Here is a 24,234-nt window from a genome sequence, read left to right as displayed (position 1 = left end):
GACGAGGTCGTGGAAGAAGTGCCGGGCGGGCCGGGCGGCCACGCGCGGGCTGGAGGGCTGACGGGGCTGAAGCCGGTCACCGGCCGGTGACCGGGGCCGGCAGCGGATGACCGGCACGGCGGCGGCGCGGCCGGTCAGGCCGCGACGGGCGTGCCGGGACAGCGCTGCGCGGCGACCCGCATCAGGTCGACGACCCGGCGGGAGGTGAATAGCCGAACGCGCAGCATGGCCTCATTTTCCTATCAATGCGATAGGATTTCAAGCCCCGGCCCAGAGCCGTCCGCTCCGTGGGCGTCACGCGGTCCACGCCACCCTCACCTGCCGACCCTCGCCCTCAGGTCACTGTCGCAGGGTGAGGGTGACGGTGCCGGTGGCCGCCCCGGACGGGTCCACCACGACGGTGTAGACACCGGTGGCCGGCAGGACGGTCGCGTCGATGCCACCGGCACCGTTGACCACGCAGCCGGTGCCCACCGGCACCCCGTCGGGGTCGCGCAGCTCCAGCGGCGAGCACTGGTCCGGCAGGGTGGCGTCGGTGGCCGTCACGGTCACCGACGTGCCGGCCGTACCGGTGAACCGGTAGCCGAGCACCGCGCCGGGCCGGTCGACGGTGGCGACGACCGGCGGTCCGTCGAGCGCGATCGGGTCGAACCGGTCCCCGGTGACGAACAGCCGCAGCGCCACCGTGCCGACGGTACGGTCCACCGGGTCCACCAGCACGGTGTACGTGCCGTCGGCGGGCAGCACCGTGCCGTCGATGTCGCCGGTGCCGTTGACGACACAGCCACTGCTGAGCCGCTGTCCGTCCGGATCGCGCAGCTCCAACGGGGAACACTGGTCCGGCAGGGTGCTCTCCGGCACCTCGACGAAGACCCGCTGGCCGGCGACGCCGGTGAACCGGTACCGGGCCCGGCCGCCCGGCCCGGCGATCGTCACCGGGACCGCCGGCCCGTCCGGTCGCAGGGTGCCGGTGACGTCCCGGGCCGCGTAGACCCGCACGGCCGCCCGACCGGTGCCCCCGGCGGCGGCGTCGACCACCACCGTGTAGTTGCCGTCGCGGGTGAGTTCGGTGCGGTCGACGAGGCCGCGTCCGTCGATGTTGCAGCCGCTGGCCAGCTCCGTCCCGGTCGGGTCGAGCAGCCGGTACGGGGAGCAGCGGTCCGCCAGGCCGGGCGCGCTGACGTCGACGAACACGGCGTCGCCGGCCCGGCCGCGGAAGGTCAGCGGGTCGCCGCCCGGGGTCAGCGCGCCGGTGGCGATCGGTGTCGCGGCGATCGGCGCGTCGGCCGGCGGGGCGATCCGCTCGGTGCCGACGCCGCTGACCGCGAACTCGGGACGGCCGGTCACGGCCACGTCGAAGACGCACTCGGCGAGTTGCCAGGGATCGGTGATCCCGGCCCACCGGCACACCTGCTCGGCGGCGGCCCGCCGGGCCGGGTCGAGGTCGTCGAGGGTCACCGCCCGCTCCGGGAAGCCGCGATCGGTGAACGACCCGGTGTCCTGGCCGTCGGGATAGCTGAACAGGGAACTGTCCCGGGTGACCCGCCAACTGTCCGCGTACGACGGGTAGAGCTTCGCGAACGGCGCGGGTTGGGGCAGGGCGGCACCGGACGGCGCGGCGACGTCGTCGGTCGGGTCGCCGTCGAAGTCGCCGAGCAGTCCCCGGACCTTCCCCGCCCGGCTCGCCGCCAGCTTCGTCAGCACCCGGTAGCCGTAGGGGCCGATCTGGTCGACGGCGGCGGCGGAGCCGTCGGGCCAACCCAGGTCGTAGCCGTCGGCGGCACCGGTGTCGGAGTCACGGCGGGTGAGCGTGCCACCGCCGGGCAGGGCCGTCTCCCCCGGCGGCGGGACGCGGACGGCACCGTCGACGCGTACCTCGGTGTCGCCGTCGACCAGGGTGAGGGCGACCCGGTGGGCGCCGATCCGGACGGCGACGGCGGTGTTGACCGACACCGTCCGCGAGTCGCCCATCGGCGTCTGCCGGACCTGCACCGCCAGCGGGGCACCCGAGGTGGAGCCGACCAGCACGAACTCGCCGACGGCCTGGAAGTCGTAGTAGTGCCGGTCGAAGGTGACCAGGTGCGGGTCGCCGTTGGTGCCGCCGCAGTCGCCCCCGTCCTCGCAGAGCTTGACCGGGCCCTTCGGCGGTGGAGTCTTCTTCGCGGGCTTCCTGCACTCGTCGAGGCTCTTCGGGAGGGTCTTGCCGTCGTACTCGGTGCGCGCCGGCAGACCCTTGGCCGCCCGGTACCTGTTCTCCGCCAGGGTCGCCTTGACCTCGGCGGTCTTGATCCCGGTGCCACCGCAGTCGCCCTGCGGCACCGCGTCGCGGGAGATGTCGTCGGAGTGGTTCAGCTCGTGGTAGAGCGCCGCGCACGGGTCCCGGGCGATCCCGTCGCCGTACGGGTCGACCGAGGTCGGGTTCCAGGTCACCGTGGACGAGCCCTTGCCGTCCTTGCTGGTGGGAGTCTCGAAGGACCCCGACCCACCGGGGGTGGGGATGATCCGCACCCGGGGGGTCTTGGTGTCCTTGAGCCGGGGCAGGATGCCCGCCGGGTCACCGCCGGCCGCCGCGAACCCCTGGAGGCAGCCGTCGACCGCCGCCTGGAAGTCGACGCCGCTGACCGGCACCCCGGCGCTCGGGTCGACCTGGTAGTCGGCCCGGGCCGGCCCACCGGTGCCCCCGACGGCGGTCCCGACGCCGACGAGCAGCAGCGCCACGACGAGCGTCGGGCGACGGCGACCACGCCGCAGGAGCAGGACGGCCAGCCCGCCCACGACGACCAGCAGCAGCACCGCCCCGCCGAGCAGCCAGGGCCACCACCCCCGGCCGGCCGGGTCGTCGCCGACGGTGAAGCTGGTGGTCCGCAGCGCCGTCGCGCCCGTGCACGGGGTGTCGAGACCGGTCACCGGCAGCGCCGTCCAGCTCGCCGTCACCTCGTAAACCCCGGGTGCCCCGACCGGCCAGAGGGTGTCCAACCCGCCGCCGTCCGGGGTCGCCGCCACCGACCGCAGCACGACGGCACCGGCGTCGGTGCCGTCGTGCATCCGGGTGCCGGCCAGCGGCACGGCCACGCTCGCACCGGGTTCCACGGTCGTCGTGCCGGCGGTGGCGGCGGCACCGATGCCGTCGCCGTAGAAGCTGCGGCCCAGCGCCGGCACCAGTTCCTGACCGTCGCGGCGGACCGAGGTCACCTGCACGGTGCCGTCGGCCACGGTGGCCAGGCCGCAGGCCGCGCCGGTGGCGTTGGTGACCGTGAGCGTCAACCGGATCGCTTCGCCCGGGGCGTACCGCGGGGCGGTGGTCCGCAGGTCCAGCCCGAGACCTCCGTCGGCCGGCGCGGCGCAGGCCGCCCCCGGCCCCGCCGCCAACGCCGCCACGAGGACGGCGAACCCGCCGGCGAGTCGCACGATCAGCTTCATGCGCGGCACTCTAGGACCGCGACGCCCACCGCCCGCGCCACTGTCGTGCATCGGTCGCCGCCGCCCCGGCCGGTCCTACGGTACGCGGGTCACTCCGGCCGGACCGTCGACCTACGGACGCCCCACCGTCACGAGGCGATCACCTCGCGCAGCCGGGCGGCGAAGCCGGCGGGGTCGTCGGTGAAGCCGATGTGCCCGCCGGGGAACATCGTGGGTGGCACCCCCAGCGCGGCGGCCAACGCCCGGGAGCTGCGGTCGCACAGTTCCCCGGCCGACTCCTCGCCGAGGCCGACCAGCACCCGGGTGGGTCCGTCGCGCAGCGCGGCGACGTCCGGCTGGTAGCGGGTCGTGCCGCGCAGGGTGTGCAGGTACTGGTAGCGCTCGTCGGCGGCGTCCTGCGGGTCGGGGTCGCGGCCGAACATGCCCTGGATCATCTCCTCCGGCATGGCGATGTTGGCGTTGGCGAGGAACTTCCGCCAGGCGCCCAGCCGGTCCCCGCGCCGGTAGGTGGCGACCATGTCGTCCTCCCGGGCGAGGAGTTCCTCGCGGTCGTCGAGCAGGAGCAGCAGCGGCGGTTCGTGGGCGATCACGGTGTGCGCCGCCTGCGGGTGGGCGTGGGCGAGCGCCAGCACGGTGACCGCGCCGCCGCTGGAGCCGAGCACCGTCGCCGGGCCGGCGTCGAGGTGGGCCAGCAGCCGGGCCAGGTCGTCGGCGCGTAGTTCGGGCGTGGAGTCCTGCTCCGGGTCGTGCAGCCGACTGCGGCGGATGCCGCGCGGGTCGGTGGTGAGCACGGTGTGGTCGGCGGCGAGCAGGTCGGCCAGCGGGGCGAACGCCCGGGCATCCATCGGGGCGGCGACCAGCGCCACCAGGGGGCCCTGGCCGCGTACCTCGAAGTGCAGGGTCCCGTCGGGGACGGACAGGGTGGCGGTGGTCACCGGGATGGTGGTGGGACTGCTCATGATCGGGTCCTCCGGGTCGTGACGTGCGGCTCTTACACGGTGCAGACTCCCGGCGTGGGGCAGAATCGTCGGTCGTGAGCATGATTCTCGCCGACATCACGGCCGACGACCACGAGGCGACGCTGACCCGGGCCCGGGGCGGGGACGACGCCGCGTTCACCGCGCTCGTCGCGCCGCTGCGGCCGGAGCTGCACGCGCACTGCTACCGGATGCTCGGTTCCCCGCACGACGCCGACGACGCGTTGCAGGAGGCGCTGCTGCGGGCCTGGCGGGCGCTGCCCCGGTTCGAGGGGCGCAGCTCGCTGCGGACCTGGCTCTACACCGTGGCCACCCGCACCTGCCTGGACCTGTCCACCGGGCGGGGCCGGCGGGCGTTGCCTGTCGACCTGGGGCCGGCCAGCGAACACGCCGTGCCGGGCAGCGCCGCCGCCGACCACGTCCGGTGGCTCGGCCCGTATCCCGACGCCGCCCTGGTCGCCGGCCCGGCCGCCCCCGACGCCCGCTACGAGCAGCGGGAGGCCGTCGAGTTGGCGTTCGTCGCCGCGCTGCAACACCTGCCCGGCAACCAGCGCGCCGCGTTGCTGCTGTTCGACGTGCTCGGCTTCACCGCCGCCGAGATCGCCGCCATGATGGGCACCTCCACCGGTTCGGTCAACTCGGCGTTGGCGCGGGCCCGCCGGGTCGTCGCCGAGCGGGTGCCGGCCCGCAGCCAGCAGCGGACCCTCCGCACGCTCGGTGACGCCCGGCTGCGGGAGGTCGCCGCCGGCTACGCCGCCGCCCTGGAGAACGGCGACGCCGACGCCCTGGTCGCCCTGCTCACCGAGGACGTCACCTGGTCGATGCCACCGCTGCCGCACTGGTACGCCGGCCGCGACGCGGTGCTGGACTTCGCCCGGACCATGCCGTTGGGCAGTTGTGGCAGCTGGCGACACGTGTCGGTGGCGGCCAACGGGCAACCGGCGGTGGCCAACTATCTGCGCACGGGCGACACCGGCCCCTACCTGCCGTGGTCGATCACGGTGCTGACGGTGCGCGACGGCCGGATCGCCCAGCTCGTCTCGTTCCTCGACGACACCCTGTTCCCGGCGTTCGGCCTGCCCGCCACCCGCTGACGGCCGGGGCCGGCCGGTGGACGTGGCTGCGCCCACCGGCCGGCCCCGCGCCGGGCTCAGGCCAGCGGCGTGGTGAGGGTGTACGAGGCGTCCCCGGCGAAGGTGCTGCCGGCGGCGTACGGGTCGACCCGCAGCACGTAGTCGTAGTGGCGCAGGTAGCGGCCGGGGTGGTTCCACGACTCGAACGAGTAGCTGCCGCCCCCGGCCAGCCCGGTGCGGCTGCAGAAGGTGGCGTCCCCGGCGAAGACGGCGCTGCCGTCGTTACCGGCGAGCCGCATCGTGAAGTCCCAGTGCCGCAGGTAGGAGCCGTTGACCGCGCGGAACGAGTAGCAGGACGCGTTGGCCAGCCCGGGGACGATCTGGAAGGTGGCGTCCTGCCGGTCGGCGAGCGGGCTGCCGCTGCCCAGCACGTCGATGCGGGCGACGTTGTCGCGGTGGCGGACGTAGCGGTCGGGGAAGTTCGCCGAGCGCAGCGAGCGGTTGCCGGTGGGCGGGGCGGAGCTGTCCCCGACGCTCTCCCTCAGCACGGTGAAGTGGCGCACCGTGCCGGACAGCCCGGCCAGTTCGGTCTTGCCGGTGAAGCCGTACAGGTCGCTGCTGTCGGCGGAGTAGTAGCGGCCGGCGCCGTACTGGTCGAAGTAGATGCGCCACCGGTTGTCGGGCAGCCGGACCAGGGCGGGGCCTTCCAGGCCGGAGCCCCAACCGGCCCAGTTGCCGGTGCCGACCCAGCTCCACGGGCCGGTCAGCGCGGGGGCGGTCGCGTGCTCGATGTACTTGGTGGTCTCGTTCTTCATGAAGTTGTGGTAGGTGTTGCCGACCTTGACGATGAAGCTGTCGATGTGGTTGGTGCCGATGCCGGCGAGTGCCGCCGGGGCGCTCCACGCCGACAGCGCCGCGTTCGTCGCGGTGATCCGGTACGGCTGGAACTGCCCGGCCGTGCCGGTCTGCGAGACGGACACGACGACGTGCACGCTGCCGTCGCTGTCGACGAACCACTCCGGGGCCCAGGTGCTGCCGTTGGCCGGCGCGACGGAGATGGTGACGTTGCGCTGGAACGTCCAGGTCAGGTAGTCGCTGCTGCGGGCGATGCCGATGGTGTTGCCGGTCCAGCCGGTGGTGTAGACGAGGTAGTAGTAGCCGTCGGTGTGCCGGATGACGCTGGGGTCGCGGACCAGCCCGGACGGCGGGGTGTAGGCGTTGGCCCGCTGGAGGGTGAACCGGGTGGCGTCGGCCGAGTCGTAGACGTACATGTTGGATTCGCTGCTGTTGGTGAACGCGGTCATCAGGTAGTGCGGGACCGGCCCGGCGGCGTTGGCCCGCGCGGGTGCGGCGACCAGCAGGCCACCGAGCATGCAGAGCACCGCCGCCAGAGCGGCGTAACGGAGACGTCCCATCGACACACCTCTTCCCCATAAATCGACGGTTGTCATCCTGCACTATTGCCAAGGGTTTTCGTAAGTGTTGCGATAAGCCATGGCCCGGACCTCCCGCGACATCCGCTCCGCCAACCGCCTCACCGTCGTCCAGCAGGTCGTCGCCGCCGGCACCACCAGCCGGCAACGCCTCGCCGCCGACACCGGCCTCAGCCTCGGCACCGTCGCCACCCTGGTCGGCGAACTCACCGCCCTCGGGCTGCTCACCGAAGCAGGCCGGGAGGACTCCGGTGGCGGCCGGCCCCGTGGCCTGGTCACCGCCGACCCGCACGGCGGACTGCTCGTCGGCGTCGACGTCGCCGAGACGTACGTGCACGTCGACCTCTTCGACACCACGCTGACCCGGCTGGCCGGGGCCGAGGAGCCACTGCACCCGCTGGAACGCCGCCCCCACCAGGTGGTCCGGCACATCGTCAGCGGTGTCGACGCCGTCCTGGCCGGCACCGACGCCCGGGTGCTCGGCGTCGGCGTCAGCGTCCCCGGGCAGGTCGACCGGGAGGGCGGCGTGTCGGTGTTCGCACCGAACTGGGACTGGCACGACGTACCGCTGCGGGACCTGCTCGCCGACGGCCTGGCACTGCCGCTGCACCTGGACAACCCGCTGCGCGCGGCGGTGCTCGCCGAGCTGTGGGCCGGGGCCGCCCGGGGCCGCGACGACGTCGCCGTGATCAACCTGGGCACCGGGGTCGGCGCGGGCCTCGCCTTCGGCGGCACCCTCTACCGGGGTGGCAGCAACAGCGCCGGCGAGTGGGGGCACACCACCCTGGTCCTCGACGGGCGGCTGTGCCGGTGCGGCAGCCGGGGCTGCGTGGAGGCGTACGTCGGTGCACCCGGCATCATGCAGACCCTGCGCGACCTGGCCCCGACCAGCCCGCTGCTGCACCCCGAGGACCAGACCGCCACCCTCGACGCCCTCGCCGCCGCACTGGCCGCCGACGATCCCACCGCCGCCAAGGTGGTCGCCGAGACCGCCCGCTACCTCGGCGTCGCCGTCGCCGACCTGGTCAACCTGATCAACCCGGAGGTCGTCGTGCTCAGCAGCTGGGTCGCCGACCGGCTCGGCGACCGGCTGCGCGACGAGGTCCGCACCGTCGTCGCCCAGCACGCGCTGCGCCGCCCGCTCGCCGCCACCGAAATCGTCCGCTCCCCCGTCGCCGGCAACCCCGTCAGCCTCGGCGCGGCCACCCTCGCCCTGGAGGGCTTCCTCACCAGGGGACGCTAGCCCGCCGCGCGGCGACGCCGCGTCGACCAGGTCCGTCGATGCCCTGACGCCCCCGGTGCCGGAGGCGGCTGCTCCCCGCCGCCCCCGGCACCGTCGGGTCCGCGCCCCGCCCGCCCCGGCCGGACCGTCCCCGCGACCCGCACCGGCCGGACCGTCCCCGCGACCCAGCCCGGCAGGCCCCGGTCACGCGCGGCCCGGCGGGCGCAGGGCGAGCCGGCCGGGGGTGGTCCCGGCAGGGCAGGGCGGCGTCAGCGGGCGACGTAGGCCGCGAGGTGTTCGCCGGTCAGGGTGGAGCGGGCGGCGACCAGATCGGCGGGGGTGCCCTCGAAGACGACCCGCCCGCCGTCGTGGCCCGCGCCGGGACCGAGGTCGATGATCCAGTCGGCGTGTGCCATCACCGCCTGGTGGTGCTCCACGACGATGACCGAGGTGCCGGCGTCGACCAGCCGGTCGAGCAGGCCGAGCAGCTGGGCCACGTCGGCGAGGTGCAGCCCGGTGGTCGGCTCGTCGAGGACGTAGACGCCGCCCTTGTCGGCCATCCGGGTGGCGAGCTTGAGCCGCTGCCGCTCACCGCCGGAGAGCGTGGTGAGCGGCTGGCCGAGGCGCAGGTAGCCGAGCCCGACGTCGGCGAGCCGGCCGAGGACGGCGCTCGCCGCCGGGGTACGCGCCTCGCCCGCACCGAGGAACTCCGCCGCCTCGGTCACCGACATCGCGAGCACCTCGCTGATGTCCCGACCGCCGAGGCGGTATTCCAGCACGGCGGCCTGGAACCGTCGGCCCTCGCACTCCTCGCAGACGGTGGCGACCCCGGCCATCATCGCCAGGTCGGTGTAGATGACACCGGCGCCGTTGCAGCCGGGGCAGGCCCCCTCGGAGTTGGCGCTGAAAAGGGCGGGTTTCACCCCGTTGGCCTTCGCGAACGCCTTGCGGACCGGGTCGAGCAGTCCGGTGTACGTCGCCGGGTTGCTGCGCCGCGACCCCCGGATCGCCCCCTGGTCGATCGCCACCACCCCGTCGCGCCCCGCCACCGAGCCGTGGATCAGGGAACTCTTGCCCGACCCGGCCACCCCGGTGACCACCACCAGCACGCCCAGCGGAATGTCGACGTCGACGTCGCGCAGGTTGTGGGTGTCCGCGCCGCGTACCGGGAGGACGCCCGACGGGGTGCGCACCGCCGGCTTCACGGCGGCCCGGTCGTCCAGGTGCCGCCCGGTCAGGGTGCCGCTGGCGCGCAGCCCGGCGACGGTGCCGGCGAAGACCACCTCGCCACCGGCCGAGCCGGCACCCGGGCCGAGGTCGACCACGTGGTCGGCGATCGCGATGGTCTCCGGCTTGTGCTCCACGACCAGCACCGTGTTGCCCTTGTCCCGCAACCGCAGCAGCAGACCGTTCATCCGCTGGATGTCGTGCGGGTGCAGCCCGACGGTGGGCTCGTCGAAGACGTAGGTGACGTCGGTCAACGAGGACCCCAGGTGGCGGATCATCTTGGTCCGCTGCGCCTCCCCGCCGGACAGGGTGCCGGCGGGGCGGTCCAGCGACAGGTAGCCGAGGCCGATCTCCTCGAACGAGTCGAGCAGCCGTTGCAGCCCGGCCAGCAGTGGGGCCACCGAGGGTTCGGCGAGGCCGCGCAGCCAGCCGGCGAGGTCGCTGAGCTGCATCGCGCAGACGTCGGCGATGTTCTTCCCGCCGATCTTCGACGACCGGGCCTCCGGGCCGAGGCGGGTGCCGGCGCAGTCGGGGCAGGTCGTGAAGGTCACCGCCCGTTCCACGAACGCCCGGATGTGCGGTTGCAGGGTGTCGACGTCCTTGGCCAGGTACGACTTCTGGATCTGCGGGATCAGCCCGGCGTACGTCAGGTTGATGCCGTCGATCTTGATCTTGGTGGGCTCCCGGTGCAGCAGGTCGTGCAGCTCGGTCTTCGTGTACCTGCGGATCGGCTTGTCCGGGTCGAAGTAGCCACAGCCCCGGAAGATCCGGCCGTACCAGCCGTCCATGCTGTAACCGGGGATGGTCAGCGCGCCCTCGTTGAGCGACCTGCTGTCGTCGTAGAGCGCCGACAGGTCGATGTCGGTGACCGCGCCCATCCCCTCGCAGCGCGGGCACATGCCGCCGAGACGGTGGAAGGTCGCCTTCTCGGTCTTCGTCCGGCCCGCGCCCCGCTCGACCGTGATCGCGCCGCTGGCCCGGACCGAGGGGACGTTGAACGAGTACGCGTTGGGCGGGCCGATGTGCGGCTGCCCCAACCGGCTGAACAGGATGCGCAGCATGGCGGTGGCGTCGGTGGCGGTGCCGACGGTGGAGCGGGCGTTCGCCCCCATCCGCTCCTGGTCCACGATGATCGCCGTGGTCAGCCCGTCGAGCACGTCGACCTCGGGTCGGGCCAACGTCGGCATGAAGCCCTGCACGAAGGCGCTGTAGGTCTCGTTGATCAACCGCTGGGACTCGGCGGCGATGGTGCCGAACACCAACGAGCTCTTGCCCGACCCGGAGACCCCGGTGAACACGGTCAGCCGGCGCTTCGGGATCTCCACGTCGACGTCGCGCAGGTTGTTCACCCGCGCGCCCTGCACCCGGATCAGATCATGGCTGTCGGCACCGTACGGCCCGGGCGAGCGGTCGTCCGTCATCGCGTCTCTCCCACCATCGGACGGGCCACCGGCGGATCATAGCCGGCACGACGCCCCTGAGCTCGCCGCTCAGTCCAGGATCGCCGTCGCCTCGACCTCGACGAGGACGTCGGGCTCGAAGAGGTAGTCGACGCCGATGAGCGACGACGGGGGCAGCGGCTGCGGCAGGCCGAGTTCCCCCGCGACATCCTCGACCCCGGCCATGAAGTCGCCGATCCGCTCCGGCGACCAGTTCGTCACGTAGAACGTCAGGCGGACGACATCCGCGAAGCCCGCGCCGGCACCGGCCAGGCCGTGTCCCGTGCTGCGCAGCGCCTGGGCGACCTGACCCCGTAGGTCGCCGGTGGCGACCGGCCGGCCAGCCTCGTCCCGACTGATCTGGCCGGCCACGTGGACGTGGCGTGACCCCGACGCGACTGCGACGTGGTGATAGGGGACGGGCTGCATCATGCCCTGCGGCGAGAAAAGCTGGACACCCATCTGGCTTCCTTCCTCTTGGGTAGCTCATGGATACCTGGTGCGCCAAGGAAACTTCAACGAGACTAAGTGTCATGGCAGTTACCGACCCCCTCGCGGCAGAACGCCTCCAGATCACCCCGCCGCACCGTGAACTCCTGGACCAGGTCCTCGACAAGTGGTCGTTGGAGGTGCTCCACCAGCTCTGCGAACGACCATCCCGGTTCAACGAACTGCGCCACGCCATCCCCGCCGTGTCCCAGAAGTCGCTGAGCGCCACCCTGCGCCGGCTCGAACGCAACGGCATCGTCGCGCGACACGTCCTCTCCTCCCGGCCGGTCGCCGTCGAGTACCGCATCACCCCGCTGGGCAAGACCCTGCGCAACCCGGTCGACGTGCTGCTCGACTGGGCCGGACAGCACCTACCCGCCATCGAAGCCGCCCGCCGGTCGTACGACGAGGCGACCTGACGGCGCGCGACCGCGCCGCCTCCCCGGGGTGACGCCTCAGACGAGGCGTTGGAGGCGTACCTTCGGGTGCTCGTTCCTGAGATGGCCGTGCTTGTGCTGGCGGACCTCCTCGTTCCACACCTCCTGGTCGTAGTCCGGGTCCGGCGGGACCCACCGGTGTGAGCCGTCGCTGTAGTGGTACTTCTCGTCGCCACGTCGCAGGATGCTCATCGGGTCCAGCCGAGGAACCGATGGTGCAGCTGGCCGGCGGGAAACCGGGCAAGGTCCCGGCCTGCGGTGACGAGCTGGGCAGCCAGGTAGAGCGTGAGGGCCACCCGGGCATCCCGGTACTCGGCCAGCAGTTGCCGGCGACCCGGCCCACAGGGCCAGTCGGCACCGCAGCCGCCACAGGTCCAGGTCGGCGAGGTCGGGTGATGGTTCGTCACCGGGGATCGTCCTGATCGGGCCAGTGACCACGGTTGATCGGGATGCGGTGCCGGCTGTGGCAGGGCAGGTCAGCACCACAGCGGCAGACCCACCGCCAGCGCCGCCAGGACCAGGCCGGCCGGTGTCGGCGGGCGAGCGTCAACGCCACCGCCGCGACGTACCCGTCGTACGAGACGCGCCGCTGGTCGCCCCCGGGTCCTATGCCCCGGCCCGCCGGGCGGCGATGGCCGGGACTCCGGTTGCCCGGCCCCATCGGCATGTCATTCACCGCCCCCTCGTTGGATTGGGTCACCACACCTCCCGTGGACGCTTCCAGGGGCCGTGGGCACCCCGACCAGTCCGTTCGAGGCAGGGCACCCACGGCGGGGACACCCGGCCGCCAAGCTGGGCGATCCCACGAGCAACTTAAGACGCAATGTGCGCAGGGTCAACTCCTGACAACACATTGCGTTGCAAGTCCGGCGGCGACGTGGTCTCCTTGCACCAGCCGCCAAGCTGGGAGCACCACCATGTCTGAAGCCGCGTACCTACAGGTCGCCCGGGACATCCGCGAGCAGGTCAGCTCCGGCCACCTGAAGCCGGGCGACAAACTGCCGTCCTTTGCCGCCCTGTGCGAGCGATACGAGGTGAGCAACACCGTCATCCGCGCCGCGATGCTCATCCTCAAAGCCGAAGGGTTGATCGACGGCAGACAGGGCAAGGGTGTGTACGTCACCAAGCCGCTCCCCCGCTAGCCTCGGTCATGCGGCGGGATGGCTTCGGGGCCGCCCCGCCTGTGATCGACCGGGGAACGCAGGTGCTGTAGCACAAGAAGATGACCGAAACCCTGCCGGGCGTAGGCGTCTTCGTCGCCGAACAGACGTCCGTTCAGACCGGCACCAGCACGACATCAGGAGGCCAAACGGCGCAGACGGTCTGCGATCATGAAGGCGGCATCGTCAGCCCCCTGACGAACCCTCGTGCCGGTTATCGCATCGGCCAAGGCGACCAACTCCTCCGGTGGCAGGCTCTTTCCCCCTCGTAGCGGCAATCTCATCTGGAACTCCGGGTTCGCAGCGGCGACCAGCAGTGTCATGACGCCTCGCCGGGGATCCTCCTCCGCGTCGATATCCGCTGCGGACAGGTCCACCCATCGCGTCCTGAACCACAGGCGTTCACCGAGCGACGTTCCGTCCACCCAGACCCCGTACGGAATCACCGCCGTAATCGCCAGGCTGACCGCTCCGACGATGTAGGCACCCAGGAAGAACCAGGCAGAGACGAACAGGTGGGGCAGCAGCGAGCCCCACAGGTTGATCGGGCGCTCCATCAGCGACTCGGAGATCAGGTCCAGAGGCACCCAGAGCAGGACTCCACACACGACGATGAACGGCAGAGCGGCCACGAGCGCCCTGGCCTTCCGCATTCCACCGACACCGACGGACAGCCGAACCCGCGTACGCCGTGGCCCCATGCCCGCCGATTCTAACGTCGATGAGCAACTGGCTACGAGCACGACCGCTCGAAACAGCCGGCTGACCCTGGCCGATGTATGCGCAGCTCAGATAGGCAACGGGGTCGCTAGGCGTTGCAGTGTAAACGGTGATCGGCATACCTCCGCCAAGCGGACCGAAAGCCCGCCGACCCGCACCGGGGCCTGCCGTTATTCGTCGTCGTTGGTCACCACTAATTCTCTTAGACGGCCTGTAGACGACATGACCCTGAGCTCCTTCGTCGTTGCGAGGCCACTTCGTCCCCCAAAGATCGGCAGTAGCGATGCCGTCCAGCTCGCACTGATAGTCAACGGTCTGATGGCGACCACCGTAGTTTCGCCTGTGTCGTCGGTTGCTGTACTTCGCTGCCGTAAAACCACTCCTCCCAGATGGGCGGTACCCCGCGGGTGGGTGGGCGGCTGCGTACGTCACCTGGCGGGTCCCGTTCCTAGGAGCGTGCATCAGGAGACGAGTGCGTCAAACCGCTCTCGAAGCAGCTTGTACATGGACTTGTCCCGAAACGATGCCTGCGCCAGCGCCTTACGCTCTCGCACAAGCTCTTCGAAGTCAGCATCGTCTAGCGGGAGGATGAACCCATTCCCATCGAGAGCAGTATCCCTGCATCTCCGAATAAAAAGGTCCTTATCGTAAAGCTTTCGACAGGCGATAAAACCCACGCGACCTCGGTGCACCGAGAATCGATTAGCGAGCTGATCGAGCTCAGGGTTCCTTGGATCTTTCCGGTAATTCTTACACTCGACTGGAATCTCCGCAGCCTTATGTTGGGTGAACCAGAAGAATGTACCCATGCTGCTCAAGTTATCGTAGCAAATATCGATCCGCTTCCGACCCTCGTGGATCTCCCTCTCTAACCGCATGTTGCCGAGGTGGGGGTAGAAGAGCGCGGACATGAGCTCTTCGACCGCGCGATGGTAGATGTGTGCTGCGGCCCTGCCGGCAGGAATTCGCTTTACGCGGGCGAGCAGGGCGTCGTAGTTTGGCGTCGGCACGTCGAGCCTTTGTGCCAACTGCTCGTGAGTGAGAACCGGACTTGTCAAATGAGAGATGGACGCCTTATATCGGTCGAGAACTCCGGAAAACTGTTGAGTATATTCTACGATTGCAGTTTTGTTGACCGGGTACTTCTCACGCAGCTTTTCGCGGTTAACACGTGGAGTGCCACTCTTCAATATGGAAACCAAGTTGCTTCTTGCGTCGATTTCCGCAGCCTCGTGCAGCGGTGCCAGAAAGCCGTTGTAGTACTTATCTTCGTCTAAGGTCAGTTCAAAACGGACGATGGACTTTGGGATGAGCAGCAGAGGGCTCTCATCAACACGGGGCAAGTCGACATGGCTAAAATCCCATTCCCCGCTGTCCAGGTTCCAAATAGCCCCACTGTACTGTCGCTCGACCGGGATATGGTAATACTCTGCAGCTTTCTGCGTGTAGCCGACAAGTGCACCTCGTAGGACGTGCGTTGCAATGTCCGAAACGATGTCGTTCTTGATCCCGGGGATAAAAAGTGCAGTGTCCTCCAGATCGGCCAACACACCAGACTCAGCAGCTTTGCTCTTGCGGATCATATTTGCCACGCGCCCAGCACCGACACCCCCGAGGCCGCGACCGCGCGAACGACCGCGCGAGTACCCAAGATGCGTCTCGTTGGGCTCAGTTAGTTGACCGAGGAGGTTGTAAACCCGATCGTCATCTTTCTCAACGATCGCCATCAGCAATTCATGAAAAAAGGACACGAGAAGCACTTGGCATTTCTCGGCGAAATCTGACTGCTGAATGCGAATAGCTCGGGGATCAATGAATACGCGAGAGTCGGTTGCTGTGTCGACGTCCACAAAATCTAGCTCCGGCTGAGTTCGTCCCAGCTGAAAGTACTCTGAAACTCTCATCGCGCTCCAGACATCACCCAGCCCCACAACGGAAGGTCATGCTACGTCTACCCTCCGTCAAACATCAATCCCCTGTAGAAGAGCACACCACTGTCTGAACGACCCTGACCAGGCAAGGCCCAACCTGCTCGGCTTCGCCCGGACGAAGGCTGTCGGGGTGGCACCACCATCTCAGAACGCCCGAGAACCCCGCCGGAGGCACTGTCTGTGTCTCGACATCATGAAGCCCCGGAACTGCCATCAACACCTGAGTCGGTGTCGCGCCGGCTCACCGAGCACGCGAAGCAGTACCCGCCGGTCGACATAACCCTCTCGTGGGGCAGTTCGACCGGCGAGCCGCGAAGGTGCCGCTCTGCCTGACGACCCCGGCCAGTACGACGCTGAGCCGAACGGCCGTCAATTCGGGCGTGTGGAAGCCCGCCATCAGGTCGACCTGCTCGGCGTACTTCGGGCACTCCGATCCTGGGGTTCACGCTCCGGATCAACACGCCCCTGCTGCCGGCCAGCGAAGACCGCACCCGTCGCGCGATCGACCACGCCTTCGCTGACGACTTGCAGACCCCCGACGGCCTGAAAGCGGAATGATCATGGAGATCAGGACAGTTCCGGGCGCTCCGCTGCAGGTCAGAGCGGGTGCGCCGATCACTTGGCGTTGAAGTAGTTGGCCTCCGGGTGGTGCACCACGATCGCGTCGGTGGCCTGCTCCGGCACCAACTGGAACTCCTCCGACAGCTGCACGCCGATCCGCTCCGCCCCGAGCAGCTCCACGATCTTGGCCCGGTCCTCCAGATCGGGGCAGGCCGGGTAGCCGAACGCGTACCGGCAGCCCCGGTAGTCGTTGCGCAGCAGCCCGGCCAGGTCGGTCGGGTCGCCGGTGGCGACCGTGCCGCCGCCCGGCAGGGTCAGCTCGGAGCGGATACGCCGGTGCCAGTACTCGGCGAGCGCCTCGGTGAGCTGCACGGACAACCCGTGCACCTCCAGGTAGTCGCGGTACTCGTTGGCGGCGAACATCTTCGCGGTGTACTCGCTGATCGGCTGGCCGACGGTGACCAGCTGCAACGCCACCACGTCGAGCCCGTCACCCCTCGGGCGGAAGAAGTCGGCCAGGCAGAGCCGGCGTTCCTGCCGCTGCCGGGGGAACGAGAACCGGGCCCGCTCGCTGTTGCCGTTCTCGTCCAGGATCACCAGGTCGTTGCCTTCGGAGTACGCCGGGAAGTAGCCGTACACCACGGCGGCCTCCAGCACCTGGTCGGCGATGAGCCGGTCCAGCCAGTAGCGCAGCCGGGGCCGCCCCTCCGTCTCCACCAACTCCTCGTACGACGGGCCCTGGCCGCCCCGCGACCCGCGCAGCCCCCACTGGCCGAGGAAGGTGGCCCGCTCGTCCAGCAGGGACGCGTAGTCGGCCAGCGGCACCCCCTTGACCACCCGGGTGCCGAAGAACGGCGGGGTGGGCACGGCCACGTCGGTCGCCACGTCGGAGCGCACCGAGGCGTCGTCCAGCTCCGGCAGCACCTCGGTGACCATGGTGCGCTGCTTCTCCCGGCGGGCCCGCCGGGCCGCCAGCGCGGCCTCCCGCTCCGGGTCGATCACGGGTGCGCCACCGCGCTTGGCGGTCATCACCCGGTCCATCAGGGCCAACCCCTCGAAGGCGTCCCGCGCGTAGTGCACCTGGCCGGGGAACATCGCCCGCAGGTCGTCCTCGACGTACGCGCGGGTCAGCGCCGCCCCGCCCAGCAGCACCGGCCACCGCTCGGCCACCCCGCGCGAGGCCATCTCGGCGAGGTTCTCCTTCATGATGACGGTGCTCTTGACCAACAGCCCGGACATCCCGATCGCGTCGGCGCGGTGTTCCTCGGCGGCGTCGAGGATCGCGGTGATCGGCTGCTTGATGCCGATGTTGACGACCTCGTAGCCGTTGTTGGACAGGATGATGTCGACCAGGTTCTTGCCGATGTCGTGCACGTCGCCGCGCACGGTGGCCAGCACGATCCGGCCCTTGCCGCCGTCCTCGACGGCCTCCATGTGCGGCTCCAGGTAGGCCACCGCCGTCTTCATCACCTCGGCGGACTGGAGCACGAACGGCAGCTGCATCTGCCCGGAGCCGAACAGCTCACCGACGACCTTCATCCCGTCCAGCAGGATGTCGTTGATGATGGACAGCGGGCTGCGCCCCTGCGCCATCGCAGTGTCCAGGTCGGCCTCCAGGCCGTTGCGCTCGCCGTCGATGATCCGTCGCTTGAGCCGCTCGTCCAGCGGCAACCCGGCCAACTCCTCGGCCCGGGTGGCCCGCGCCGAGGCGGCGTCGACCCCCTCGAACGCCTCGATGAGCCGCTGCACCGGGTCGTAGCCCTCGCGCCGCCGGTCGTAGATCAGGTCGAGGGCCACCTCCCGCTGCGCCTCGGGGATCTTGGACATCGGCAGGATCTTGCTGGCGTGCACGATCGCCGAGGTCAGCCCCGCCTGCACGCACTCGTGCAGGAACACCGAGTTGAGCACCTGCCGGGCCGCCGGGTTGAGCCCGAAGGAGACGTTCGAGATGCCCAGGGTGAAGTTGACCCCGGGGTAGCGGGCGGCGATCTCCCGGATCGCCTCGATGGTCTCGATGCCGTCCCGGCGGGTCTCCTCCTGGCCGGTGGCGATCGGGAAGGTCAGCGCGTCGATGAGGATGTCCCCCCGGTCCATCCCCCACCGGCCGGTCAGGTCGTCGATCAGCCGGGCCGCGACCCGGACCTTCCACTCCCGGGTACGCGCCTGCCCCTCCTCGTCGATGAGCAGCGCCACCACGGCCGCGCCGTGCTCGGCGATCACCGGCATCACCCGGGCGTAGCGGGAGCCGGGGCCGTCGCCGTCCTCGAAGTTGACCGAGTTGACCACGCAGCGCCCACCGAGCATCTCCAGCCCGGCCTCGATGACCTGCGGCTCGGTGGAGTCCAGCATGATCGGCAGGGTGGACGCGGTGGCGAACCGGCCGGCCAGCTCCCGCATGTCCTGGGTGCCGTCGCGGCCGACGTAGTCGACGCACAGGTCGAGCAGGTGCGAGCCGTCGCGGGCCTGGCTGCGGGCCACCTCGACGCACGCCTGCCAGTCGGCGGCGAGCATCGACTCACGGAACGCCTTGGAACCGTTGGCGTTGGTCCGCTCCCCCACCATCAGCACCGAGGCGTCCTGGGCGAACGGCACCGGGTGGTAGATCGACGAGACGCCCGGCTCATGCCGGGGCTCCCGGGGTGCCGGGGACGCGTCGTGCAGCCGCTCGGCCAGCGCCCGGATGTGCTCCGGGGTGGTGCCGCAGCAGCCACCGATCAGCCCGACGCCGTACTCGCCGACGAACCGCTCCAGGGCGTCGGCCAGCTCCACCGGGGTCAGCGGGAAGTACGCCCCGTCGGCGGTCAGCACCGGCAGGCCGGCGTTGGGCATCACCGACAGCGGGATCCGGGAGTGCTGCGACAGGTAGCGCAGGTGCTCACCCATCTCGGCCGGGCCGGTCGAGCAGTTCAGCCCGATCAGGTCCACCCCGAGCGGCTCGATGGCCGCCAGCGCCGCCCCGATCTCGCTGCCCACCAGCATCGTGCCGGTGGTCTCCACCGCGACGTGACAGATGATCGGCACCTGCTGGCCCAGCTCGGCCATCGCCCGCTTGGACCCGACCACGGCCGCCTTGACCTGCAACAGGTCCTGGCAGGTCTCGATGATCAACGCGTCCGACCCGCCGGCGATAAGCCCGGCGGCGTTCTCCTGGTAGGCGTCCCGCAGCGTCGCGTAGGGGGCGTGGCCGAGGGTGGGCAGCTTGGTGCCGGGGCCGATCGAGCCGAGCACGAAGCGGGGCCGCTCGGCCGTGGTGTACGCGTCGGCGGCCTCCCGGGCGATCCGTGCGCCGGCCTCCGACAGCTCCCGGATGCGCTCCGGGATGTCGTACTCGGCGAGGTTGGCGAGGTTGGCACCGAACGTGTTCGTCTCGACACAGTCCGCGCCGGCCGCCAGGTATTCCTCGTGCACACCGCGGACCACGTCGGGGCGGGTCACGTTGAGGATCTCGTTGCAACCCTCCAGCCCCTCGAAGTCGTCGAGGCTCAGGTCAGCCGCCTGGAGCATCGTCCCCATCGCGCCATCGGCGATGAGGATCCGGTCGGCCAGCACATCCCGCAACGAAGTCCGCACAGGTTCAGGTTAGTGCGAGGATCCCGACGATTGTCGACGCCCGGCCCCGTCCCACTATGTGTCCATCCGCTCATCGGGTCGGTTCGTACCGGTTCGGGGGCGGGGTGGGTCGGCGGACCGGCGCGGCCGACGGGCCACGCGCCGCGCCGGGACGTAGGCTGGCGGACGTGAAGGACATCAGGGACGCCACCGTGCACGGCGGGCGGGTGACCGGGTCGACCCCCGGCACCGTCGGCGACGAGCGGGGCGAGGTGACGGCGTGACCGAGTTCGACGGGCTGCCGGTGTTGCGGTCCCCGGTGGCGATCGCCGCCTTCGAGGGGTGGAACGACGCCGCGGACGCCTCCACCGCCGCCGTGGAACACCTGGAGCAGGTCTGGCAGGCCCGGCAGATCACCGAGATCGACCCGGAGGAGTTCTACGACTTCCAGGTCAGTCGGCCGACGATCACGATGTCCGACGGCGAGACCCGCCGGGTGGAGTGGCCCACCACCAAGTTCGTGGTGGCCAGCCCCGAGGGCACCGAACGCGACGTGGTGCTGATCCGGGGCATCGAGCCGAGCATGCGCTGGCGCACCTTCTGCGAGCAGGTGCTGGAGATCTGCCACAGCCTGGAGGTCGAGCGGGTGGTGCTGTTGGGCGCGTTGCTGGCCGACGTGCCGTACACCCGGCCGTTGCCGATCAGCGGCAGCGCCTCCGACGCCCAGGCCGCCCAGCGCTACCAGCTCACCCCCACCCGCTACGACGGGCCCACCGGCATCGTCGGGGTGCTCCAGGACGCCTGCACCCGGGCCGAGGTCGACGCGGTGTCGTTCTGGGTGCACGTGCCGCACTACGCCAACAACCCGCCCTGCCCGAAGGCCACCCTCGCCCTGCTGCACCGGGTGGAGGAGGTGCTCGACCTGCCGGTCCCGATGGCCGACCTGGCCGAGGAGGCCGCCGAGTGGGAGCAGCGGGTCCGCAGCGCCGCCGAGCAGGACGCCGAGCTGGGTGAGTACGTCCGCGAGCTGGAGGAACGGGTCGGTGACGCGGGCATCACGCCGTTGACCGGTGACGAGATCGCCCAGGAGTTCGAGAAGTACCTGCGCCGCCGGGGTGGCTCCGCCGGCCCCACCGCCGGCTCCTGGTAGTCGTTCTTCGCATTCCTGGTAGTCATCTTTCGGGTTTCTGGCAGTTGTCTTCGAAAGGCCCCGGACGTCGCGGCGTCCGGGGCCTTTCGGCGTGTCCGGGGTGGCGTCGTCACGTCCTCTAGGGCATCCTAGGAACCTAGCTGTCAGGAGGAGGCGGGCGTGCAGATCAACCCGGGGACCGCCGAGTTCCCGCACCGGCAGATCGCCGCGCAGCTCAAGGCCCAGGTGCGCCGGGGCGACTGGGGGCCGGGCGAGCGGCTGCCGTCCATCCCGGCCATCGCCGAGCTGTTCGGGGTCGCGAAGCAGACCGTGCAGCGCGCCATCGACCAGCTGCGGGTCGAGGGCATCCTGATCACCAAACCCGGCTCCGGTACGTACGTGCGGGGCACCCGGCGGCGACTCAACCGGCTCTCCCGGGGCCGGTACGGCGGCTTCCGGGGCTACCACGCCGACCTCGCCGCCCGGTACCGCCAGCAGCTCGTCTCCGTCGGTCGGACACCCGCCCCGCCCGAGGTGGCCGACGCGTTCGGGATCCCCGACGGCACCGAACTGCTCTGCCGCCGGCACCTGGTACGCACCGACGAGTCCCCGGTGGAGGTGGGCGCGTCCTGGTTCCTGCCGAAGGACACCGCCGGCACCTCCCTGGAACGGGCCGAGGCATTCGGTCGACCGCTCTACCAGGAGGCCGAGGAGGCGACCGGCCGGCGGTACACCACCGCCGCCGACACCATCAGCGCCCGCCAGCCCAGCCGGGAGGAGGCGGAGACCCTCCAGATCCGCCCCGACACGCCCGTGCTGCACCTGCTGCACGTCGCCTACGACGCCCACCGTAAGCCGATCGAGGTCGCCCAGGCCACCTGGCCCGGCCCGATGACCACGCTGACCGAGGAGTACCAGATCCCCGCCCCCGCGCCGGACCCCGACCCCGACCCCGGCCTGGTCCTCGGCTGATCCCGACCGGGCACCGCCCGCCGTCCCGGCCCCCCGCACGGCCGGGCAGCACCGCGCGGGGGCCGGGCGGGGCAGTACCGCAGGCCGGGCAGGGGTGGCGCGGCTCGCGGGACGGCACCGGGCGCACGGGGCCAGCCGTGCCTCAGGTGACGGCGGTGACCACGACGACGGCCGCCCCAAGCACGACGACGATCAGGGAGGCGACCACCCCGAGCAGGTCGGCGACCCGTACCGGGACGGTGGCGCCCAGGGCCGCGCCGATCGCGGCGAGGCCGGTCTGCCACAGCAGGGAGGCCAGCCCGGCAGCGACGACGAACACCCCGGGCCCCGTCCAACTGCCCGGCACGGCGTTCACCGTCCCGGCCAGGGCGAAGAAGTACACCAGGGTCAACGGGTTGACCGCAGTGAGGAGCACGAAGCGGACGTAGACCGGTCCGGCGGCGGTCCGGGCCGGACGCTCCCCACCGCCGCCGTTCCGCTCGGCACCGGCCCGGTCCCGCAGGGCTCCACCGGTGCCGTTCCGCCAGGCCTCGCCGGTGGCGTTCCGCTCGGCACCGGTCCCGTCCCCGGGGGCTCCACCGGTGGCGTTCCGCTCGGCACCGGCACCGTCCCGGCGGGCTCCGCCGCTGGCGTTCCGCTCGGCTCCGGCACCGGCGGGGCGTGCCGGGGCGCGGCGCAGGGTGACCAGTTGGTGGCAGCCCAGCCCGACGATCACCAACCCGGACAGATAGCGGGGGGCGTCGCCCCACGAGGCGATCACCGGCGCGAGCGCCGCCCCGGTCAGCAGCGCGCCGAGGCAGTAGAGGGTGTCGACGGTAGCGACGCCGGAAGCGGCGGCCAGGCCACTGCGGTGGCCACGCAGCATCCCCTCCCGGACGACGCCGGGACCGACTACGAGGCGTTCGTCGATGCCATCGCCCCGATCGAGCAGATCGTCGACGCGGTGCACATGACCGGGCCGTACGACTATCTGCTGCGGGCCCGGCTACGGGACACCGCCGCCCTGGACGCGTTGCTGCGTCGGCTCAAGAAGAGCTGCGGCGTGGTGCAGACCCAGACGCGGGTCGCGCTGCGCCAACCCGCCCCGCAACCCCGCAACGGGGCTCAACCCCACCACAACTCCATGATCGACGAGCCGGACGGGGCCACGCGGAGTCCGGCCGGGGGCCGTGCCGTGGTCGGGGCGGGTGGGGTTAGAGGCGGATGCCGAGCAGGGCGTCGACGGTGGTGGCGAAGAGGGCGGGGGCCTGCGGGTCGTCGGTGGTGCCGGCCAGCGCCGCATCCGCCCAGCCGTCGGCCAGGGCGAGTGCGCCAGGGGTGTCCAGGTCGGCGCCGAGGCGCTCGCGTACCCCGGCGAGGAAGGCCGCGCCGGACGGCCCGGACGGCGCGGTAGCGGCCCGCCGCCACCGGTCCAGCCGCTCCTGCGCGGCGGTCAGCACGTCGTCGGTCCAGGCCCGGTCGGTCCGGTAGTGCCCGGACATCAGGCCGAGCCGGACGGCCATCGGATCCACCTGGTCGGCGCGCAGCCGGGAGACGAAGACCAGGTTGCCCTTGGACTTCGACATCTTCTCGCCGTCCAGGCCGATCATGCCGGCGTGCACGTAGTGGTCGGCGAAGGGGGCGGTGCCGGTGAGCCGCTCCGCGTGGGCGGCGGAGCACTCGTGGTGCGGGAAGATCAGGTCGTTGCCGCCACCCTGCACGTCGAGCCGGTCACCGAGCAGGTTGAGCGCGATCACGGTGCACTCGATGTGCCAGCCGGGCCGCCCCGGGCCCAGCTCACCGCCCGGCCAGGACGGCTCGCCGTCGCGCGCGCCGCGCCACAGCAGCGGGTCGAGCGGGTCGCGCTTGCCGGCCCGTTCCGGGTCGCCACCGCGCTCGGGGAAGATCTCCAGCATCTGCTCCCGGGTCAGGTTCGACTCGTAGCCGAACGCGGGGGCGGCAGCGATGTCGAAGTAGACGTCGCCGGTGCCGTCGTCGAGCCGGTAGGCGGCACCGCCCTTGAGCAACTCCTGCACCCGGTCGGCGATGTCCGGGATCGACTCGACCGCGCCGACGTAGTACGCCGGCGGGATGATCCGCAACGCCTCCATGTCCTCGCGGAACAACGCGGTCTCCCGCATCGCCAGGACCTTCCAGTCCTCCCCGTCACGCTCGGCGCGTTCCAGCAGCGGGTCGTCGATGTCGGTGACGTTCTGCACATACCGGACGGTCAGACCGGCGTCACGCCACATCCGCTGCACCAGATCAAAGGTGATCATGGTGGCGGCGTGCCCCAGGTGGGTGGCGTCGTACGGGGTGATGCCGCAGACGTACATGGTGGCCGGGGCGGCAGGGCTGCTCGGGTGGACACCGCGCCGCGCCGAGTCGTACAAGCTCAGTGGCCCGCCGTCGCCCGGCAGCCGTGGCACCTCGTGTCCCGCCCAAGACTCCATGACCGTCAGCCTAACGAGCCGTCCCGCCGCCGGGCACGGTCGCCCGGGTGATCAACACGACAA

At 71.0% G+C, this 24,234-nt stretch carries 18 protein-coding genes and 1 pseudogene; 7 read left to right on the top strand and 12 right to left on the bottom strand.

Annotated elements, in window-relative coordinates; genetic code table 11:
* Window positions 1-339: 339 nt before the first annotated feature.
* Window positions 340-3,420 carry a VWD domain-containing protein gene (locus ACQP2H_RS13650; protein ID WP_433233060.1) on the bottom strand — a complete coding sequence of 1,027 codons (3,081 nt, stop codon included), beginning with the start codon at window positions 3,418-3,420 and terminating at the stop codon, window positions 340-342.
* A gap of 128 nt (window positions 3,421-3,548) precedes the next feature.
* On the bottom strand, window positions 3,549-4,379 hold the full coding sequence (locus tag ACQP2H_RS13645; RefSeq protein WP_219461240.1) for an alpha/beta fold hydrolase: 831 nt from the start codon (window positions 4,377-4,379) through the stop codon (window positions 3,549-3,551).
* Window positions 4,380-4,459: 80 nt separating this feature from the next.
* Here ACQP2H_RS13645 and ACQP2H_RS13640 point away from each other — a divergent pair, with 80 nt between their 5' ends.
* Window positions 4,460-5,491 carry a sigma-70 family RNA polymerase sigma factor gene (locus ACQP2H_RS13640; RefSeq protein ID WP_219469930.1) on the top strand — a complete coding sequence of 344 codons (1,032 nt, stop codon included), beginning with the start codon at window positions 4,460-4,462 and terminating at the stop codon, window positions 5,489-5,491.
* A gap of 56 nt (window positions 5,492-5,547) precedes the next feature.
* Here ACQP2H_RS13640 and ACQP2H_RS13635 read toward each other — a convergent pair whose 3' ends face one another.
* Window positions 5,548-6,885: a glycoside hydrolase family 43 protein gene (locus tag ACQP2H_RS13635; RefSeq protein ID WP_219461236.1), complete on the bottom strand. Its 1,338-nt coding sequence runs from the start codon at window positions 6,883-6,885 to the stop codon at window positions 5,548-5,550.
* 79 nt (window positions 6,886-6,964) lie between these two features.
* Here ACQP2H_RS13635 and ACQP2H_RS13630 point away from each other — a divergent pair, with 79 nt between their 5' ends.
* A complete protein-coding gene (locus ACQP2H_RS13630) occupies window positions 6,965-8,146 on the top strand; it encodes an ROK family protein (protein WP_219461234.1) in 1,182 nt (393 codons plus the stop codon).
* 248 nt (window positions 8,147-8,394) lie between these two features.
* Here ACQP2H_RS13630 and ACQP2H_RS13625 read toward each other — a convergent pair whose 3' ends face one another.
* The gene (locus ACQP2H_RS13625) at window positions 8,395-10,773 is read right to left on the bottom strand and encodes an ATP-binding cassette domain-containing protein (RefSeq protein ID WP_433233057.1); all 2,379 of its coding nucleotides are present in this window, start codon (window positions 10,771-10,773) and stop codon (window positions 8,395-8,397) included.
* A 69-nt stretch (window positions 10,774-10,842) separates the two neighbouring features.
* Window positions 10,843-11,253, bottom strand: a complete 411-nt coding sequence (locus tag ACQP2H_RS13620; RefSeq protein ID WP_219461227.1) for a RidA family protein — start codon at window positions 11,251-11,253, stop codon at window positions 10,843-10,845.
* A 71-nt stretch (window positions 11,254-11,324) separates the two neighbouring features.
* On the opposite strand from ACQP2H_RS13620, the gene ACQP2H_RS13615 reads away from it, so the two are divergent.
* Complete coding sequence (locus tag ACQP2H_RS13615; protein WP_363819390.1) at window positions 11,325-11,699, top strand: winged helix-turn-helix transcriptional regulator; 375 nt, start codon at window positions 11,325-11,327, stop codon at window positions 11,697-11,699.
* Window positions 11,700-11,735: 36 nt separating this feature from the next.
* Here the strand turns inward: ACQP2H_RS13615 and ACQP2H_RS13610 are convergent, their stop codons facing one another.
* Both ACQP2H_RS13610 and ACQP2H_RS13605 read right to left on the bottom strand, forming a co-directional pair.
* Window positions 11,736-11,909, bottom strand: a complete 174-nt coding sequence (locus ACQP2H_RS13610) for a hypothetical protein (protein WP_433233055.1) — start codon at window positions 11,907-11,909, stop codon at window positions 11,736-11,738.
* Entirely contained in the window at window positions 11,906-12,124 is a 219-nt protein-coding gene (locus tag ACQP2H_RS13605; protein WP_433233053.1) for a flavin reductase, read from the bottom strand. Before ACQP2H_RS13605 ends, ACQP2H_RS13610 begins: the two co-directional genes overlap by 4 nt.
* Window positions 12,125-12,634: 510 nt before the next feature.
* Here ACQP2H_RS13605 and ACQP2H_RS13600 point away from each other — a divergent pair.
* Window positions 12,635-12,859, top strand: coding sequence for a winged helix-turn-helix domain-containing protein (locus ACQP2H_RS13600; protein WP_433233051.1), 225 nt, complete (start codon window positions 12,635-12,637; stop codon window positions 12,857-12,859).
* Window positions 12,860-13,014: 155 nt separating this feature from the next.
* On the opposite strand, the gene ACQP2H_RS13595 is transcribed toward ACQP2H_RS13600, so the two are convergent.
* The 3 genes from ACQP2H_RS13595 to metH form a co-directional block, all read right to left on the bottom strand.
* Window positions 13,015-13,464 (bottom strand): hypothetical protein, encoded by a 450-nt coding sequence (locus ACQP2H_RS13595; protein WP_433233049.1) that lies wholly within the window; start codon window positions 13,462-13,464, stop codon window positions 13,015-13,017.
* 594 nt (window positions 13,465-14,058) lie between these two features.
* The gene (locus tag ACQP2H_RS13590; protein ID WP_433233047.1) at window positions 14,059-15,447 is read right to left on the bottom strand and encodes a hypothetical protein; all 1,389 of its coding nucleotides are present in this window, start codon (window positions 15,445-15,447) and stop codon (window positions 14,059-14,061) included.
* 696 nt (window positions 15,448-16,143) lie between these two features.
* Window positions 16,144-19,602: a methionine synthase gene (gene metH, locus ACQP2H_RS13585; RefSeq protein WP_433233534.1), complete on the bottom strand. Its 3,459-nt coding sequence runs from the start codon at window positions 19,600-19,602 to the stop codon at window positions 16,144-16,146.
* A 316-nt stretch (window positions 19,603-19,918) separates the two neighbouring features.
* Here metH and ACQP2H_RS13580 point away from each other — a divergent pair, with 316 nt between their 5' ends.
* Both ACQP2H_RS13580 and ACQP2H_RS13575 read left to right on the top strand, forming a co-directional pair.
* Entirely contained in the window at window positions 19,919-20,788 is an 870-nt protein-coding gene (locus ACQP2H_RS13580; protein WP_208566261.1) for a PAC2 family protein, read from the top strand.
* Window positions 20,789-20,947: 159 nt separating this feature from the next.
* Window positions 20,948-21,739, top strand: a complete 792-nt coding sequence (locus tag ACQP2H_RS13575; protein WP_219461215.1) for a GntR family transcriptional regulator — start codon at window positions 20,948-20,950, stop codon at window positions 21,737-21,739.
* Window positions 21,740-21,881: 142 nt separating this feature from the next.
* Here the strand turns inward: ACQP2H_RS13575 and ACQP2H_RS13570 are convergent, their stop codons facing one another.
* Complete coding sequence (locus tag ACQP2H_RS13570; protein ID WP_308290704.1) at window positions 21,882-22,688, bottom strand: LysE family transporter; 807 nt, start codon at window positions 22,686-22,688, stop codon at window positions 21,882-21,884.
* On the opposite strand from ACQP2H_RS13570, the pseudogene ACQP2H_RS13565 reads away from it, so the two are divergent.
* Window positions 22,689-22,757, top strand: a pseudogene (locus ACQP2H_RS13565) (Lrp/AsnC ligand binding domain-containing protein); the annotation flags it as partial.
* Between the two features lie 175 nt (window positions 22,758-22,932).
* On the opposite strand, the gene mshC reads toward ACQP2H_RS13565, so the two are convergent.
* On the bottom strand, window positions 22,933-24,171 hold the full coding sequence (gene mshC, locus ACQP2H_RS13560) for a cysteine--1-D-myo-inosityl 2-amino-2-deoxy-alpha-D-glucopyranoside ligase (protein WP_433233044.1): 1,239 nt from the start codon (window positions 24,169-24,171) through the stop codon (window positions 22,933-22,935).
* Between the last annotated feature and the right edge of the window lie 63 nt (window positions 24,172-24,234).

This window comes from Micromonospora sp. CA-248260, from assembly GCF_050942205.1.
GTDB classification, from domain to species: domain Bacteria; phylum Actinomycetota; class Actinomycetes; order Mycobacteriales; family Micromonosporaceae; genus Micromonospora; species Micromonospora antibiotica.
The sequence above is the reverse complement of the archived record's forward strand: the minus strand, read 5'-3'. Positions and strand labels throughout refer to the sequence as shown.

Excerpts from the sequence above, each read along its gene's own strand:
- ACQP2H_RS13650 (WP_433233060.1), bottom strand. The coding sequence starts at position 3,420 with ATGAAGCTGATCGTGCGACTCGCCGGCGGGTTCGCCGTCCTCGTGGCG.
- ACQP2H_RS13645 (WP_219461240.1), bottom strand. The coding sequence starts at position 4,379 with ATGAGCAGTCCCACCACCATCCCGGTGACCACCGCCACCCTGTCCGTC.
- ACQP2H_RS13640 (WP_219469930.1), top strand. The coding sequence starts at position 4,460 with ATGATTCTCGCCGACATCACGGCCGACGACCACGAGGCGACGCTGACC.
- ACQP2H_RS13635 (WP_219461236.1), bottom strand. The coding sequence starts at position 6,885 with ATGGGACGTCTCCGTTACGCCGCTCTGGCGGCGGTGCTCTGCATGCTC.
- ACQP2H_RS13630 (WP_219461234.1), top strand. The coding sequence starts at position 6,965 with ATGGCCCGGACCTCCCGCGACATCCGCTCCGCCAACCGCCTCACCGTC.
- ACQP2H_RS13625 (WP_433233057.1), bottom strand. The coding sequence starts at position 10,773 with ATGACGGACGACCGCTCGCCCGGGCCGTACGGTGCCGACAGCCATGAT.
- ACQP2H_RS13620 (WP_219461227.1), bottom strand. The coding sequence starts at position 11,253 with ATGGGTGTCCAGCTTTTCTCGCCGCAGGGCATGATGCAGCCCGTCCCC.
- ACQP2H_RS13615 (WP_363819390.1), top strand. The coding sequence starts at position 11,325 with ATGGCAGTTACCGACCCCCTCGCGGCAGAACGCCTCCAGATCACCCCG.
- ACQP2H_RS13610 (WP_433233055.1), bottom strand. The coding sequence starts at position 11,909 with ATGAGCATCCTGCGACGTGGCGACGAGAAGTACCACTACAGCGACGGC.
- ACQP2H_RS13600 (WP_433233051.1), top strand. The coding sequence starts at position 12,635 with ATGTCTGAAGCCGCGTACCTACAGGTCGCCCGGGACATCCGCGAGCAG.
- metH (WP_433233534.1), bottom strand. The coding sequence starts at position 19,602 with ATGGGGACGATGCTCCAGGCGGCTGACCTGAGCCTCGACGACTTCGAG.
- mshC (WP_433233044.1), bottom strand. The coding sequence starts at position 24,171 with ATGGAGTCTTGGGCGGGACACGAGGTGCCACGGCTGCCGGGCGACGGC.